General features: G+C 49.9%; 12 protein-coding genes and 1 tRNA gene. All 13 read right to left on the bottom strand.

Annotation, left to right across the window (positions count from 1 at the left end):
• Positions 1-13: 13 nt before the first annotated feature.
• The 13 genes from DWZ40_RS06365 to nikB all read right to left on the bottom strand — a co-directional run bounded on the left by DWZ40_RS06365 (position 14) and on the right by nikB (position 13,976).
• On the bottom strand, positions 14-1,534 hold the full coding sequence (locus DWZ40_RS06365) for a sensor histidine kinase (RefSeq protein WP_118541852.1): 1,521 nt from the start codon (positions 1,532-1,534) through the stop codon (positions 14-16).
• Complete coding sequence (locus DWZ40_RS06360) at positions 1,531-2,658, bottom strand: response regulator (protein ID WP_118541850.1); 1,128 nt, start codon at positions 2,656-2,658, stop codon at positions 1,531-1,533. Before DWZ40_RS06360 ends, DWZ40_RS06365 begins: the two co-directional genes overlap by 4 nt.
• Positions 2,659-2,758: 100 nt before the next feature.
• Positions 2,759-3,259 (bottom strand): DUF5721 family protein, encoded by a 501-nt coding sequence (locus DWZ40_RS06355; protein ID WP_118541848.1) that lies wholly within the window; start codon positions 3,257-3,259, stop codon positions 2,759-2,761.
• 198 nt (positions 3,260-3,457) lie between these two features.
• Positions 3,458-4,387 carry a peptidylprolyl isomerase gene (locus tag DWZ40_RS06350; RefSeq protein WP_182430472.1) on the bottom strand — a complete coding sequence of 310 codons (930 nt, stop codon included), beginning with the start codon at positions 4,385-4,387 and terminating at the stop codon, positions 3,458-3,460.
• Positions 4,388-4,592: 205 nt separating this feature from the next.
• On the bottom strand, positions 4,593-6,131 hold the full coding sequence (locus DWZ40_RS06345; protein ID WP_118541844.1) for a DUF2130 domain-containing protein: 1,539 nt from the start codon (positions 6,129-6,131) through the stop codon (positions 4,593-4,595).
• A 136-nt stretch (positions 6,132-6,267) separates the two neighbouring features.
• A complete protein-coding gene (locus DWZ40_RS06340; RefSeq protein ID WP_118541842.1) occupies positions 6,268-7,050 on the bottom strand; it encodes an HAD family hydrolase in 783 nt (260 codons plus the stop codon).
• Between the two features lie 644 nt (positions 7,051-7,694).
• Positions 7,695-8,681, bottom strand: coding sequence for a diaminopimelate dehydrogenase (locus DWZ40_RS06335; protein WP_118541840.1), 987 nt, complete (start codon positions 8,679-8,681; stop codon positions 7,695-7,697).
• Between the two features lie 144 nt (positions 8,682-8,825).
• Positions 8,826-8,913: transfer RNA gene (locus DWZ40_RS06330), tRNA-Ser, on the bottom strand.
• A gap of 188 nt (positions 8,914-9,101) precedes the next feature.
• On the bottom strand, positions 9,102-10,145 hold the full coding sequence (locus tag DWZ40_RS06325) for a M42 family metallopeptidase (protein WP_118541838.1): 1,044 nt from the start codon (positions 10,143-10,145) through the stop codon (positions 9,102-9,104).
• 37 nt (positions 10,146-10,182) lie between these two features.
• Positions 10,183-11,148 (bottom strand): ABC transporter ATP-binding protein, encoded by a 966-nt coding sequence (locus tag DWZ40_RS06320; RefSeq protein WP_118541836.1) that lies wholly within the window; start codon positions 11,146-11,148, stop codon positions 10,183-10,185.
• Complete coding sequence (locus DWZ40_RS06315; RefSeq protein ID WP_118541834.1) at positions 11,141-12,151, bottom strand: ABC transporter ATP-binding protein; 1,011 nt, start codon at positions 12,149-12,151, stop codon at positions 11,141-11,143. The genes DWZ40_RS06320 and DWZ40_RS06315 overlap by 8 nt, the downstream gene beginning before the upstream one ends.
• 10 nt (positions 12,152-12,161) lie before the next feature.
• The gene (locus DWZ40_RS06310) at positions 12,162-13,037 is read right to left on the bottom strand and encodes an ABC transporter permease (RefSeq protein ID WP_118541832.1); all 876 of its coding nucleotides are present in this window, start codon (positions 13,035-13,037) and stop codon (positions 12,162-12,164) included.
• A 12-nt stretch (positions 13,038-13,049) separates the two neighbouring features.
• Positions 13,050-13,976, bottom strand: coding sequence for a nickel ABC transporter permease (gene nikB / locus DWZ40_RS06305; RefSeq protein ID WP_118541830.1), 927 nt, complete (start codon positions 13,974-13,976; stop codon positions 13,050-13,052).
• Positions 13,977-13,997 lie beyond the last annotated feature (21 nt).

The following is a 13,997-nucleotide window of genomic DNA, read 5'->3' as shown; positions in this document are numbered from 1 at the left end:
CGGGCATTCTCTTTCACTCCGTTCTTCCACCGGGGCATCCGTGCCCGATATAAATCTTCACACAGGTACCCACATACTCTTCCGACTCGATCGTGATCGCCGCATCGCCGCCATAATACATGCGGATCCGCTGCGCCACATTTGACATGCCAAACCCGCCTTTTTCACTGACCTCCTGCGCTGCATCACTGCCGCTTACCTTTTCCCGCAGACGCTTTAAGGTGCCGGTATCCATTCCACGCCCGTTGTCTTCCACTTCAAACACCAGACCACTTTTATCCTCATAGCCGCGTATGGTGATCATGCCGCCGCCCCGCTTGTTTTTAATGCCATGATAAAGTGCATTTTCCACGACCGGCTGCAGGATCATCTTCAGGATCTGTTTCTGTCCGATCCGCTCATCGATACTGATCCGGTAATCCAGAATCTCTTCATAACGGATCTTCTGGATCTTTAAATAGCTTTCGATATGCCGCTTTTCCTCATTGATCGTGATAAAATCGCGTCCCTCGGATAAGACAGTACGGAAAAAATCGCTTAGATCGGCTGTCATTTCCACGACCTTCTGGTTATCGCCGTCCTCCGCCATCCAGACGATCGAGTCCAGAGTATTATACAGAAAATGCGGGTTGATCTGCGCCTGCAACAGCTTCATTTCCGCAATATGCAGATTTTTCTGCTCCTTGCGGATCCGCCCGATCAGTCCGGCGATCTCCCCGCTCATCTGGTTAAACGTGCGGGCCAGGACATTGATCTCCTCCAGACTGCCAAGCTCGGCCCGGGCATCCCAGTCTCCGCTTCCAAGACGCTCTGCCGTCATCTTCAGGCTGTTGATCGGTCTCGTCACCGAATTCGTAAGCAAAGTAGAAAAGAAGATTCCCGTTACCAGGATCACCCCCAGAAGTCCCAGAAATCCATAGACGATCTGGTTGGTCTGCTGCTCCAGATCCTGCTGCAGTTCTTCCATATTATGTGTCTCATAGTAGATGTACTTATTGATGTAATCCTGAATCATCGAGCACAGGCCCTGGACATCATTTTCCCAGATTGCCTGGTTTTCATCGTATCTTCCGGCCTTATGGGAATTTTCGATCATCTTCTGCACCGCTTTTTCCAGAGAATCCAGACATGACAGGATTCCTTTGATGTTAATGTCCCCGTCTGTCCCCGGTTTTCTTGTGATTCTGTACTCCATATCGTACCGGGCATCCTCGATCATATGAAACGGGTTCTTTACCACTGTGGCATACTGCGTCTGGCCTTCGATGATATCCCCCGCATCAAACTTTCTCGTGTTGATGAGACCGATCATAACCCGGTACATGGAATATTCCATATCGGATTTAAAATTCATGTTGTAGGTGTTGATGACCTTTAAGTTATTCATGATCTTATTGTAGGAGCTGGAGTAATTATGGATCATGCCTGCGATCGCCAGCACCATCATGGTAAGCGGAATGACCGTCAGGATGATCAGAAGACGCAGCCGGTTTCTTAAGGATACCTTTCTGGCGATCCACGCTCCCGCCTTCATACATCCCTTCTTTCCGGTTCCTGACTGCCGTTTTTATAATCTTTTGGCGATACCCCGGTCACCTTTTTAAAGGTCGCACTGAAATAATGCGGGTCATTGTAGCCCACACGCTCCCCGATCTCGGCACTCCGCAGTGTCGTACACCGCAAAAGCTCACAGGCCTTATCGATCCGGAGTTTTGTCAGATACTCCACAAAGGACTGCCCGGTCTCCTGCTTAAAAATAGAAGAAAAATAGCTGCTGCTGACACCGACCTCTGCGGCAACCGTATTGAGCGAGATCTCATTGCTTTCAAAATGCTCCTTCAGATACTGCTTGGCCGTATCGATCAGGGAACCATAGCGGTTTCCAGATACCTTGTCCCGTTCGGACAAAGCGGTCTCAAACAGCTTCTTCAGGTAATGCATCGTTTCTTCCACGCTTCCGGCGATCTTCGGGATATATTTGATATCCCCAAACTCCGGTGCAAGCTCCTCCGTGCTGACATGAAGTCCCTTGAAAAACTCCTGGGCACAGTAAAAAATATCGATTGTCATGTACTGACGGAGCAGGAGGGATTTATAATTGTTTTCTCCCACAGCAGCAAAATATTCATCCACAAAAAGCCCTTCTTCCCCGGCAGATCCCAGCTTTAAGAAGTCTTCGATCAGCTTCCGGTTGACTCCGGTATAGTCGGTCTTATCAAGAAACTCGTTGTATTGTTCATAGCTCACAAAATAGCGCTCTAACAGCCTGGATTTCTCTTTTTCCTCCCGGATTTCCTCCCTCACCTTCCGGAGTACCGCCGTCAGGCTGGCTGCCGTGACCGGTTTTAAGAGATATTCGCTGATCCCGATCGTGATTGCCTCTTTTGCATAATCAAATTCATTGTAGCCACTCAAAATAATGATCTTTGTGTCGGGAAGTGCCTTTTTCACCAGACGGCTGAGTTCCAGCCCGTCCATAAACGGCATCTTGATATCCGTGATCAGGATATCCGGCTCCGTCTTTAAGATCTGCGGATACGCATACTCCCCGTCACCGGCTTCCCCGACAAAGGTAAATCCATTTTTCTCCCACTCTACATTTTTTTTGATGCCGCGTCGTATGATTGCTTCATCCTCCACAAGAAATACCTTCACCATACCCGTTTTCCCCCTCTTCGGTCACATTTCCCCGTAACAGCCGGTTCATGCGCTGCACCAGCATCAGCCTGTTGTTATTTGCACTGCATGAACCATCTCACTACTCGGCAGATACGTACGGGATCTGCAGCTTTTTGAAATATCTGCGGACCGTATCGTCCCACTCATGCTCGATCTGCCTGTCCAGCGTAAAAACGTTCAGCGACGTCCCGGTCACGCAGGACGCTGCATGGTTTTCATAGCGGATATTCAGATACAAAGCCGCCAGCTGGTCCACCGGAAAATCCGGCTTCACACGTCTTAGGAACTTCTCGTTTTCCTCCGGGGAAAGCTGCAGCGTGATCTGAAAGCTTTCTGGAAGTCGCTTCCCCTTGATCAGGGAATAGCAGATGGGACGAAGCATCTTCCAGGAAGAAAACTCTTCCACGCGGTTTGCCTCAAGTTCTTCTTCCGAATAATATCCCTGGCGGATATGCCCGTCTATGGTAAAGCTGTTAAATGTAACAATGTTCGCCTCCCGCACCAGCCAGCCATCGAATGTTTCCCCCATAAACAGCTGTGCCGTGAAGCTTTTCAAATCTTCTATTTTTAATGCGATCATCCGCAAATCCCCCTGTTTTGCTGTTTCTGTTTTGCTGTTTCTGCTTTTGCTGTTTCTGTTTTGTTGATCCAGTGTTTCTGTTTCTGTTTTTGCTGTTTCTGTTTTACTGATCCTGTGTTTCTGTTTCTGTTTTGCTGTTTCTGTTTTGCTGATCCTGTGTTTCTGTTTTGCTGCCTTGTTTCTGTGTTACGGATTTTCTTACTGGCCCATCGATTCCTGGTACCGCTCAAAGAAGTCCGACGTGGTGCAGTCCGCACCATCACTTAACGAAACCTTATTCCAGATGCTTCCCTGGATTTCCACAGGATGTTCCGCGGCAAAGGAATCGTAAATGCTATGAAAGGCCTGATTTTTCCGCTCCAGCGCCAGCTTGTTTTTCCGCTCCAGTGTTGCTTCCTCATCAAAATCATTCACGCATTTCACCAGATACCACTTTCCCTGGTAGGAAAATGGCTCGGTGATCTGTCCGCTTTCCAAAGCAAAAACAGGCTCTTCATAGGAAGCTTCCCGTTCTCCCCGTCCCACAGAAATCTCAATGTCCGGATTTTCCGATTCCTTTCTTGCTGTGGCTGCAAAATCTGCTCCACTGTTGGTCAACTGGTCATACAGTTCCTGTGCTTTGCTTTCTTCGCTGACCGCGATCTCCTGTACCTGGATGACACGCGCCTCGCTGTCGCTGATCTCCAGACTGACGTCCTTCGTCAACTCGTCCACGATCCGGTTTGCACGATGGTATGCCTCATACATCGTATAGACATCATCCCGGGTTGCCTTGGTGTAAGCCTTATCCGCATCGGTAAGCGTATCATAATAATCGTCTGCCAGCTGCTTTAACTGCTCCCGCTCCTGGCTGTTCAGCGTTAGGCCCTGCTCATCTGCCAGAAGATTCATGGTTTTCACTTCTCCTAAAAAGCTGCGGATCTGATCCAGCAGATACGTCTGGAACGGCGTCTTGGCATCACTGATCTCCACATTCCAGATCTGGTCCGTGTAAACCTGGCGATAGCGGTTGCGCTCCGTGGCAATGATCAGCATGGTCTGTGCATCGCTGTAACCATCTGTCTCGGTGCTGTCTGAAACCATGGGAAGATTTACGCTGCAGGCTGTGAGAAGAAAAATCTGAATCATTGCCAGAATCGCTGCCAGCCATTTTCTGATTGTACACCTGCCTGCGTTCCAGTTGCCTGTTCTGTTTTTTCTGTCTGTTCTGTTTTTTCTGTTTTGTATGCTTCGCTGTTCCCAGTCTGTCTCTGTTCTCTGGGTTATTTTCTCTATTTTCTGAGCCGTTCGCTCTATGTTTTGATCTGTCATACTTTCCATTCCACTTCTGTTTCTATTTCTGCCCGCTTTGCTGTTCCCCGGATGCTGCTTCACGCTCAGAAAGTCTTTCCGCCCGTGCCTCAGCAAATTTCTCCTGCATCGTCGGATTCTTCCAGGTCAGCTTCTTGATGGTCAGATCGTCCAGCTTGTTGTTTGCCAGACGCAGATTGTTTTCCGAAGCCAGCAGATTATCCTTCACCTTCTGCAAGTGATCGATGGTCTTATCAATCTCGTCGATCGCCTTCTGGAAGCGATCGCTCGCCAGCGTGTAGTTGCGGCCGAACTTATCCTTAAAATCCAGAAGCTTTTCCTCAAAATGGGTAATATCCAGATTCTGGTTGCGCACAGCCTCCAGTTCCCGCTTATACTGCAGCGAATTCATGGCCGCATTGCGTAAGATCGTGATGATCTGGATAAAAAACTGCGGGCGGATCACATACATCTTCGGATACTTGTGGGACATATCCACAATCCCGGTATTGTAAAAATCATTGTCCGCCTCCAGCAAAGTCACCAGAACCGCATACTCGCAGCCCTTTTCTTTCCGGTCTTTGTCCAGTTCCTTTAAGAAATCTGCGTTTTTATGCTTGGTCGCAGTGGTCTCGTTCTCATTCTTCATCTCAAACATGATCGAGATGTATTCCAATCCATTTTCATCGTAATCACGAAAAATGTAATCGCCCTTGCTGCCGCTCTTTGAGACTTCATTGTCTTTTTCGAAATAAGCGTTCTGAAACCCGATCGCGCGCACCTGGTTAAAGGATACCTCACAATGCTGCTCTAAAGTCTCGCCCACCATCTTCGTAGACTGCTTTGCCTTCAAGTCGCGGTAGTATTCGATCATCTCTTCCTTGTCTTTCAGCTGGATCTCATACCGCTCTTTCACAGCCTGTTCCTGAAGTTTTTGCTCCGCCTCGTAGCGTTCCTTCATGGCTTGCTCCTGCTGCTTTAACTGTTCCTCGTAACGCGCTTTCAGCTCCGCCATGGAGTCCTGCTGCTGTTTGAGCTGTGCTCCATAATTCTCCTTCTGCTGCTCCAACTGCACGGCATAGCTTTCCCGCTGCTGTTTCAGCTGCATGCCGTAGTTTTCCTGCTGCTGCTTCAGCCGCACATCATAACTCTCCCGCAGCGTTTGCTCCTGCTTCGCAGCCTGCTTTCCAGCCAGCTCCGCCTGCGTTTTTGCAAGTTCTGCCTGTGCTTTCAGCTCTGTAAGCTCCTTTTGCTGACTCCGAAGCTGTTCCTGCAGCTGTTCCTTTATTGCTGCCTCAGCCTTCGTGACTGCCAGTTCCTGTGCTTTCCCTGCCTGCTCACTCTGAGCCTTCAGCTTCAGTATTTCTGCCTCTCGTGCTGCCAGCTGCTTCTCATAATTTTCTGCGGTCTGCGCCTTTGCAAGTTCCAGCGCCGTTTTCTTTTCCGACTCAAACGAAGCCTGCTGGCGGCTCAGTTCTTCCTTAAATTCCCTGTCCCGCACCTGCTTTGCGATCGCCGCATAGCCCTTTTCATCGATTTCAAAGGGCTCCCCGCAATTGGGACATACCAGTTTCTTTTCCATATTTATCGAAATCCTTCTATATTCATAGCAACACCGTTACCGGTACACTTTTTTCAAACAACCATTTTGACCTGTCTGGCATAACTTTTCCATGTTCTTTCATGTGTCACTTTCTCCCCCACACATAGGATACCATTTACAACAACAGCTTCAAAATTTTCAGCGCACCGTCCCGCACATTGGTATCGGCCTCAAACCGGGCGGCTGCCTTTACCTCCGGTCTTGCATTTCCGATGGCAAAGCTGTAATAAGCACGTCCCAGCATCTCGATATCGTTTAACTGGTCACCAAACGCAATGGTCTCCTCCGGCAAAATGCCCAGACTCTCCTGCAGCAGTTTCACTGCCTCGCCCTTATTCACACCGGTTGCCATACAATCCAGCCACATATCACCAGAAATGGTCATCTTCAAACGGTCTCCGTATTTTTCGCGCAGTTCTTTTGTATGCGCTTCAATATCAGTCTTGCGGTATGCCGACACCTTAATAAACTGGTCATCCACGGCCAGCACATCTGCCACACTCTTTGCCTGGAATTTGTAGCCATTCAAGATCCAGTCCTCAAACTCCGGATCCGGATTTTCCATATAAGCCACATCCGGTCCGCCTACCATAACCGTAAGACCGGCTTTCCGGATATCCTTCACCAATTCTTCCACCAGGGAACGCTCGATCGGATGCACAAACAACTGTCTTCCATGACACCCCACATAAGCACCATTATCAGACAGATAAAAAATCTTTTCCTTGATCGGGTCAAACACCTGCTCAATGCTCGCCCACTGTCTGCCGCTGGCAGCCGCAAACTGCATGCCCTTCTCCCGCAGCTTCAAAATCACCTCAAACAGCTCCGGATTCAGTTCATGTCCTCCGTCCTCTAACAACGTTCCATCTATATCTGATACCACCAGTTTGATCATGGAAGTCCAGTCCTCCTTCTACGTTTAATCCTGTCTACGGAAAATCTTATCACACTTTCCAGATCCGATAAAGTCTTATTTAAACAATATCGCACAGTAAATATCAATAAGTCCGAAAGCCCCCGCCCCGCCATGCGTAACCGCATTCACGCGAATTTTCGCCCTTTTTGCTCCGCCGCCTATTGACCGTTCCTCCGCTAACTCGCTCACTGCGTTCGCTCAGACAGAGCTCCGAAACGGTCGCTATGCTCACAAAACGGGCAAAATTCGCTAAAAGAATGCGCTTACGCATGGCGGGGCGGGGGCTTCCTGCTATACTGGCTCCATTACATATAAAAAACCTGCAACCATTACTGAAACGGCGAAAATAGGATAACTATCGGCCAAATCAGTAATGGCTGCAGGTTTTTTCGTACGCAGCGGTGTCAATAAAGTAGGGCGTGTATGAGTCTGACTTCTGGAATTTTCAACATATCAGTTGTTTCGCCTCTTGAGGACACATGTCCGAATGCAGCGGATGTAATCCGATGCAGGCGAACATGTGTCAGCGAAAGCAAGCGAACAACGATATGTGAAAATGGAGGAAGTCAGACTCGTACACGCCCGGACCTTCTAATCGACTTACTGTGCTAAATTGTTATATTTTACAGCATATGTGCGCGCAGCTCTTCTGCGCTCTTCGGGGAAAGGTATGCCGGTGCAACATCAAATACGGTCTTGCATCCGCTCATGCCCTCTTTGTTCATGCGGCTAACTGCTCTTGCGTAAGCCACGATGACAGAACCGGTAAACTCCGGATTGGAATCCAGCTTTAAGCTGTACTCGATCACATGCTTGTGCTCTTTCTCCATGCCGGTCACACCGGTGCGGATCACCATGCCGCCGTGCGGAAGTCCGCTGTGGTCACGCTTCATCTCCTCCTCGGTGATGAAGTGTACAGTGGTGTCATAATCGGAGAAGTAGTTCGGCATGGTCTTGATCTCGTTCTCGATCTTCGCAAGATCTGCGCCTTCCTCTGCGACTACGAAGCACTCTCTGGTGTGTTTTTCTCTGGTGGTCAGTTCTGGATTGGAACCGCTTCTGACTGCCTCAACGGCGCTTTCTACCGGGATGGTGTACTGTCTGCAGTCCTTTACGCCCTCGATGCGGCGTACTGCGTCAGAATGTCCCTGGCTGACGCCCTTGCCCCAGAAAGTGTAATCCTTGCCTTCCGGCAGAACGCAGTTTGCGTACAGACGGTTTAAGGAGAACATACCTGGATCCCAGCCGCAGGAGATGAGGCTGACTTTGCCGGCTTTCTTTGCTGCTGCATCGACTGCTGCGAAATGCTCCGGGATTCTTGCGTGGGTGTCGAAACTGTCTACTACATTGTACATGGAAGCGTACTGCGGAGTCTGAACCGGAAGATCGGTTGCGCTGCCGCCGCAGAGGATCAGGACATCCAGCTCATCCTGCATATGGGAAAGTTCATCTGCATGAAGAACCTTCACACCTGCGGTGCGGACCTTCACGCTCTCCGGGTTTCTGCGGGTGAAGACTGCTGCCAGCTCCATGTCAGCGTTCTGGGCAATTGCGCTCTCAACGCCCTTTCCTAAGTTACCGTAACCTAAAATACCAACTCTGATGCTCATAAGTTTGTTCTCCTTTGTTTTCTGGATATGGGGGATCGCGGCAGGCGCCAAAGCTTCATACAAGCATGAACGTTGACTTGCTGCCTGCGGAAATACAAAAAGACCGGAACTCCCGTTTTCTATCCGGGGAATTCCGGTCTTATACGGAGATAGAGAGATTTGAACTCTCGCGCCGGTTGCCCGACCTACCGCATTTCGAGTGCGGACCCTTCAGCCACTTGGGTATATCTCCTGAAAGCTGTCCTGCATGCGGAATTCCGCAACATGCAAAACAGCTTTTATAGTATACACGAAAATCAGCAAATTGTAAATATCCGCCATTTGTAATCCTGTATTTTTATCTTACTTTTTTATCTCACTTTTTCTCGCATTTCTCACTTCGCTGCTGTTCCTGCATTTCGCAGGCAGCAGCCAGTTTGACTATTTTAATTCCATCATGTAAGCGACGGCCAGTTTCGCAGTCTCCACAACCCCGTCTAAATGGGTGCGTTCCATGCCATGGCTGCAGTAGCATGCCATGCCGAACGCTGCTGCGCGGACATTGTTTCCGGCACGTACAGCTGCATTGGCGTCGGTACCATAGCGATAGAAAATATCGATTGCATGGTTGATACCGTTCGCCTCTGCCTCCGCGATGATCTTGCCGGTTAAATTCCGGTCGTACGGAGAGAAGTTATCTTTTACGCAGATGCTCACTGCATGCTCGTTTCCATCGTAATCCGGTCCGATGAGGCCGATATCGATTGCTACAAACTCCTCTACCTCAGACGGGATATAAGCACCGCCGTGGTTGATTTCCTCGTAGAACGGGAAAGAAAGCAAGGTCCGGTATTTTGGCTTGAAACCATTCTCCGTCATGAATTTCAAGGCTGCAAATACAGCTGCAACCGCCATCTTATCATCGATGAAACGGGACTTCACATAGCCATTGTCCAGGATATTGCAATGCGGTTCAAACGATACCACATCGCCGTGGCGGATACCAAGAGCCAGGACATCTTCTCTGCTCTCAACCTTCTCATCCAGACTGATCATCATGGTATTTTCATCGCGCTCGAGGGTTCTGGCATCATCAAATACATGGGTGGAATGGGACTGGCAGACAAATAGGCCCGTATATTTTTTCCCGTTTCTTGCATGTACGGTTACGGTCTCGCCCTCAATGCTCTGGAACGACACACCGCCAAGCTGACGTACCCGCAGGGTACCGTCTTTCTCGATCTTTCTCACGATCAGACCAAGCGTATCCATATGGGCACCGATCATAACCGTTTTGGAATTATCCTCACCGTCTAACGTAATGTAAGCAGTGTTTTTTCTGTCGTAGGTCACAGTCTGGCCGAACTTTGCGGCGTACTCTTCGATCAGCGGCAGAATCTCATCATAGTAGCTGACCGGGCTTGGTACATTGACAAAGTCCCGGAAACAGTCACCAATAAATTGTTTGTCGATTCTGATTTCCATCGTTGTATCTCCTTTGCAGCGGTCTGTGCGGCCGCTTTTATTTCTGATAAAACTTCTCGCAGAAGTGGCAGGCTACTTTGTGTCCGTTGCCCATGTCTTTTAACTCCGGAGACTCCGCAAAGCAGCGGTCCTCGGCATACATGCAGCGCGGTGCAAAACGGCAGCCCGGCTTCGGATTGATCGGGGAAGTGATCTCACCTTTTAACAGGATTCGTTTTTTCTTCTCGCCAAGGCGCGGAAGCGGAATTGCAGATAACAGCGCTTTGGTATACGGATGGGTCGGATTCTGGAAGAGTTCTGCAGACGGTGCGTACTCAACCATCTTTCCTAAATACATAACCATGATATCATCGGAGAAGTAATTGACAACCGACAGATCATGGGTGATGAACATGTAGGTCAGTCCCATCTCTTTCTTTAACTGCTTAAGCAGGTTTAAGATCTGTGCCTGAATGGATACGTCCAGTGCAGATACCGGCTCATCGCAGACAATGAACTTCGGATTCAGTGCCAGCGCGCGGGCAATTCCGATTCGCTGACGGCGTCCGCCGTCCAGCTCATGCGGATAGCTGTTCACAAGTCGCTCTGCCAGTCCTACGACTTCCATCAGCTCGCGTACACGGTTTTCGCGCTCCGCTTTGGTGCGGTAAATATGGTGCAGGCGCAGCGGCTCTCCAATGATCTCGCTGACCGATTTTCTCGGATTCAGGGATGCAAACGGATCCTGGAATACGATCTGCATATCGGAGCGGAGTTTGCGCATCTCCTCTAAGGAAACCTTCGTGATATCGCGTCCATCAAAGATTACCTCGCCGGAGGTCGGCTCATGCAGACGGAGAATGGCACGACCCATCGTGGATTTTCCGCAGCCGGACTCGCCTACCACGCCAAGGATCTTTCCTTTTTCCAGAGTAAAGCTGATGTCATCGACTGCATGGAGTACACCGCCCGGGGTATTAAAATATTTTTTCAGGTTTTTGACTTCTAAGATCGGCTCAGACATTGTGCTTTCCTCCTACTACAACTCCGGTTCCCTCTTCGTATGCCAGGCATGCAGCCATATGGGTCTCAGACAGCTTCGTCTGAACCGGTTTTCTGGTTTTGCAAAGCTCCGTTGCATATTTGCAGCGCGGATGGAACGGACAGCCACTCGGCAGATTGGTCGGGTCCGGCATCAGTCCCGGAATCGGGTGAAGCTCTTCTTCACGGTTTTCGATATCCGGCAGGGAGCCAAACAGACCTTCGGTATACGGATGCGCGGTATTCTCAAAAATATCTACCAGATTGCCGTGCTCCACGATCTGTCCTGCGTACATAATGCTGACCTCATCACATACCTCTGCCACGATACCCAGATCATGGGTGATCATGAGCATGGAGGTCTGATACTGCTCTTTTAATTTCTGCATCAGATCCAGCACCTGTGCCTGAATGGTCACATCCAGTGCCGTGGTTGGTTCGTCCGCGATCAGAAGATCCGGGTTGCAGACCAGAGCCATTGCAATGACAACACGCTGTTTCATACCGCCGGAGAACTGATGCGGGTACTCATCCGCACGCTGTCCCGGGATTCCAACCATTTCCAGCATTTCGCGTGCCTTGTCCATGGCTTCCTTCTTGGACATCTTCTTCTCATGAAGCTGGATCTCCTCCGCGATCTGGTCGCCTACGGTCATAACCGGGTTTAAGGAAGTCATCGGGTCCTGGAAGATCATGGAAACCTGCTTGCCGCGGATGGATTCCATCTCGTCTTCACTGTATTCAAAAATATTGTTTCCCTCCAGACGAATCACGCCTCCGGTGATCTTGCCCGGCGGATTCGGGATCAGGCGGAGAATGGACAGCGCCGTAGTGGTCTTGCCCGCACCGGTCTCTCCTACCAGTCCCAGTGTTTTTCCTTTTTCAATCTTTAAATCTATGCCGTTGACCGCTTCCACCACGCCGTCGGATGTGGTATACCGGACGGAAAGGTTTTCAATATCAACAGTATAATTTTTCTGTTCCATGATATACCTCCTACTGTTTTAAACGTGGATCCAGCGCATCACGCAGACCGTCGCCCAGAAGGTTCAGTGCCAGGATCGTAATGACAATCGCAAGACCCGGGAATAACGTTAAGTGCAGGGCATCTCTTAAATAACCGCGTCCGCCGGACAGCATTGCGCCCCATTCCGGAGACGGCGGCTGTACGCCAAGGCCGATAAAGCTTAAGGATGCCGTAGAAAGAATCGCACTTGCCACGGATAAAGTTGCCTGAACGATGATCGGTGCCAGGCAGTTCGGAAGGATCTCACGGAAAATGGTGGTCGGGCTCTTCGCACCGATCGCGCGGGATGCCTCAACGAATTCCTGATCCTTGATACTCATAACGGATGCGCGCACAATACGTGCATACTGCGGCACACCGGATACTCCGATCGCCAGCATCACGTTTACCAGGCTGGTTCCCAGTGCCGCAACAATGGTCATAGCCAGCAGGATACTTGGAACTGCCAGAAAGATATCCATGATACGCATGATGATGTTGTCGATCTTGCCGCCGTAATAACCTGCGACTGCTCCCAGCATACCACCGATGGTCAGGGAAATACTCACGGAGATCAGGCCTACGACCAGGGAAACACGGGAGCCATGGACAAGACGGGCAAAAATATCACGGCCAAACTCATCGGTGCCGCACCAGTGTGCCATACTCGGGCCCTGAAGACGGTTTTTGATATCCTGTGCGATAACCTTGGTGTCATAATCTGCGATCACGTCTGCAAAAACAGCCATGAATACCAGAATCAGCAAGACAACCAGACCAACCATAGCCATACGGTTTCGTTTCAGTCTGTGCCATACATCGGCTGCCATGCTGCGTTTTTTATTTGTCGTTGCTACTCTTACCATCTTCTTCACCTCCTATTTGTATTTTGATTTGATCCGCGGGTCAATGTATCCGTACAGGATATCGACCACCAGGTTTACAATACTAAAGCAGATACAGAAGATGATTACACAGCCCAGTACCGCCGGGGTGTCCTTCGCCTTGATGCTGTTTACCAGATAGGTACCAACACCCGGCCAGGAGAATACAGCCTCCGTTAAGACTGCACCGCCAAGCAGGGAACCAAACTGCAGGCCAATGACCGTAACAACCGGAATCAGCGCATTCTTTAACGCATGCTTGTACACAACCACGCGGCGGTTCACACCCTTTGCCTTCGCGGTACGGATGTAATCCTGACGGATGACCTCCAGCATGGAGGAACGGGTGATACGGGTAATGCTCGCCATACAGCCGGTACCCAGTGTAATGACCGGAAGCACCAGGGAACGCCAGGTCTCATCACCACCGGACGGGAACCATTTTAAATGCAGGGAAAAACCAATGATGAGCATCAGGCCCAGCCAGAAGTTCGGGGTCGCAACGCCCAAAAGAGCCAGGACCATGCTGATGCTGTCGGTCAGGGAATACTGCTTGGTCGCGGAGATGATGCCCACCGGAATGGATAATACCACAGCAAACAGCATACCCCAGAAAGCCAGCTTAATGGTTGCCGGGAAACGTGTCATAACCTCATTGAATACCGGCTGACCGGACTTATAAGATTCGCCCAGATCACCGTGAAGCAGATTTACCATATAATGAAAATACCGGACCAGAACCGGATCATTCAGTCCCAGTTCCTCCCGCAAAGCTTCTACCGCCTCAATCGGGGCTGTCTCACCGAGAATGGTGCGGGCAGTATCACCTGGAGCCAGTGACATGATAAAAAACACCAGAAATGATACACCGATGATAACCGGGATCAGCATCAGCAGACGCTTGATGATATACTTATGCATTTCGCAACTCCTTCCTTATTG

This window comes from Clostridium sp. AF32-12BH (assembly GCF_003477935.1).
In the GTDB taxonomy this organism is placed as follows: Bacteria; Bacillota; Clostridia; order Lachnospirales; family Lachnospiraceae; genus Brotaphodocola.
Note: the sequence above shows the minus strand (reverse complement) of the source record. Positions and strands in the feature narration are given on the sequence as shown.

Coding starts and splice junctions, on each gene's coding strand:
- DWZ40_RS06355 (WP_118541848.1), bottom strand. CDS start 3,259: ATGATCGCATTAAAAATAGAAGATTTGAAAAGCTTCACGGCACAGCTG.
- DWZ40_RS06340 (WP_118541842.1), bottom strand. CDS start 7,050: ATGATCAAACTGGTGGTATCAGATATAGATGGAACGTTGTTAGAGGAC.
- DWZ40_RS06360 (WP_118541850.1), bottom strand. CDS start 2,658: ATGGTGAAGGTATTTCTTGTGGAGGATGAAGCAATCATACGACGCGGC.
- DWZ40_RS06320 (WP_118541836.1), bottom strand. CDS start 11,148: ATGTCTGAGCCGATCTTAGAAGTCAAAAACCTGAAAAAATATTTTAAT.
- DWZ40_RS06335 (WP_118541840.1), bottom strand. CDS start 8,681: ATGAGCATCAGAGTTGGTATTTTAGGTTACGGTAACTTAGGAAAGGGC.
- nikB (WP_118541830.1), bottom strand. CDS start 13,976: ATGCATAAGTATATCATCAAGCGTCTGCTGATGCTGATCCCGGTTATC.
- DWZ40_RS06365 (WP_118541852.1), bottom strand. CDS start 1,534: ATGAAGGCGGGAGCGTGGATCGCCAGAAAGGTATCCTTAAGAAACCGG.
- DWZ40_RS06345 (WP_118541844.1), bottom strand. CDS start 6,131: ATGGAAAAGAAACTGGTATGTCCCAATTGCGGGGAGCCCTTTGAAATC.
- DWZ40_RS06315 (WP_118541834.1), bottom strand. CDS start 12,151: ATGGAACAGAAAAATTATACTGTTGATATTGAAAACCTTTCCGTCCGG.
- DWZ40_RS06310 (WP_118541832.1), bottom strand. CDS start 13,037: ATGGTAAGAGTAGCAACGACAAATAAAAAACGCAGCATGGCAGCCGAT.
- DWZ40_RS06325 (WP_118541838.1), bottom strand. CDS start 10,145: ATGGAAATCAGAATCGACAAACAATTTATTGGTGACTGTTTCCGGGAC.
- DWZ40_RS06350 (WP_182430472.1), bottom strand. CDS start 4,387: ATGATTCAGATTTTTCTTCTCACAGCCTGCAGCGTAAATCTTCCCATG.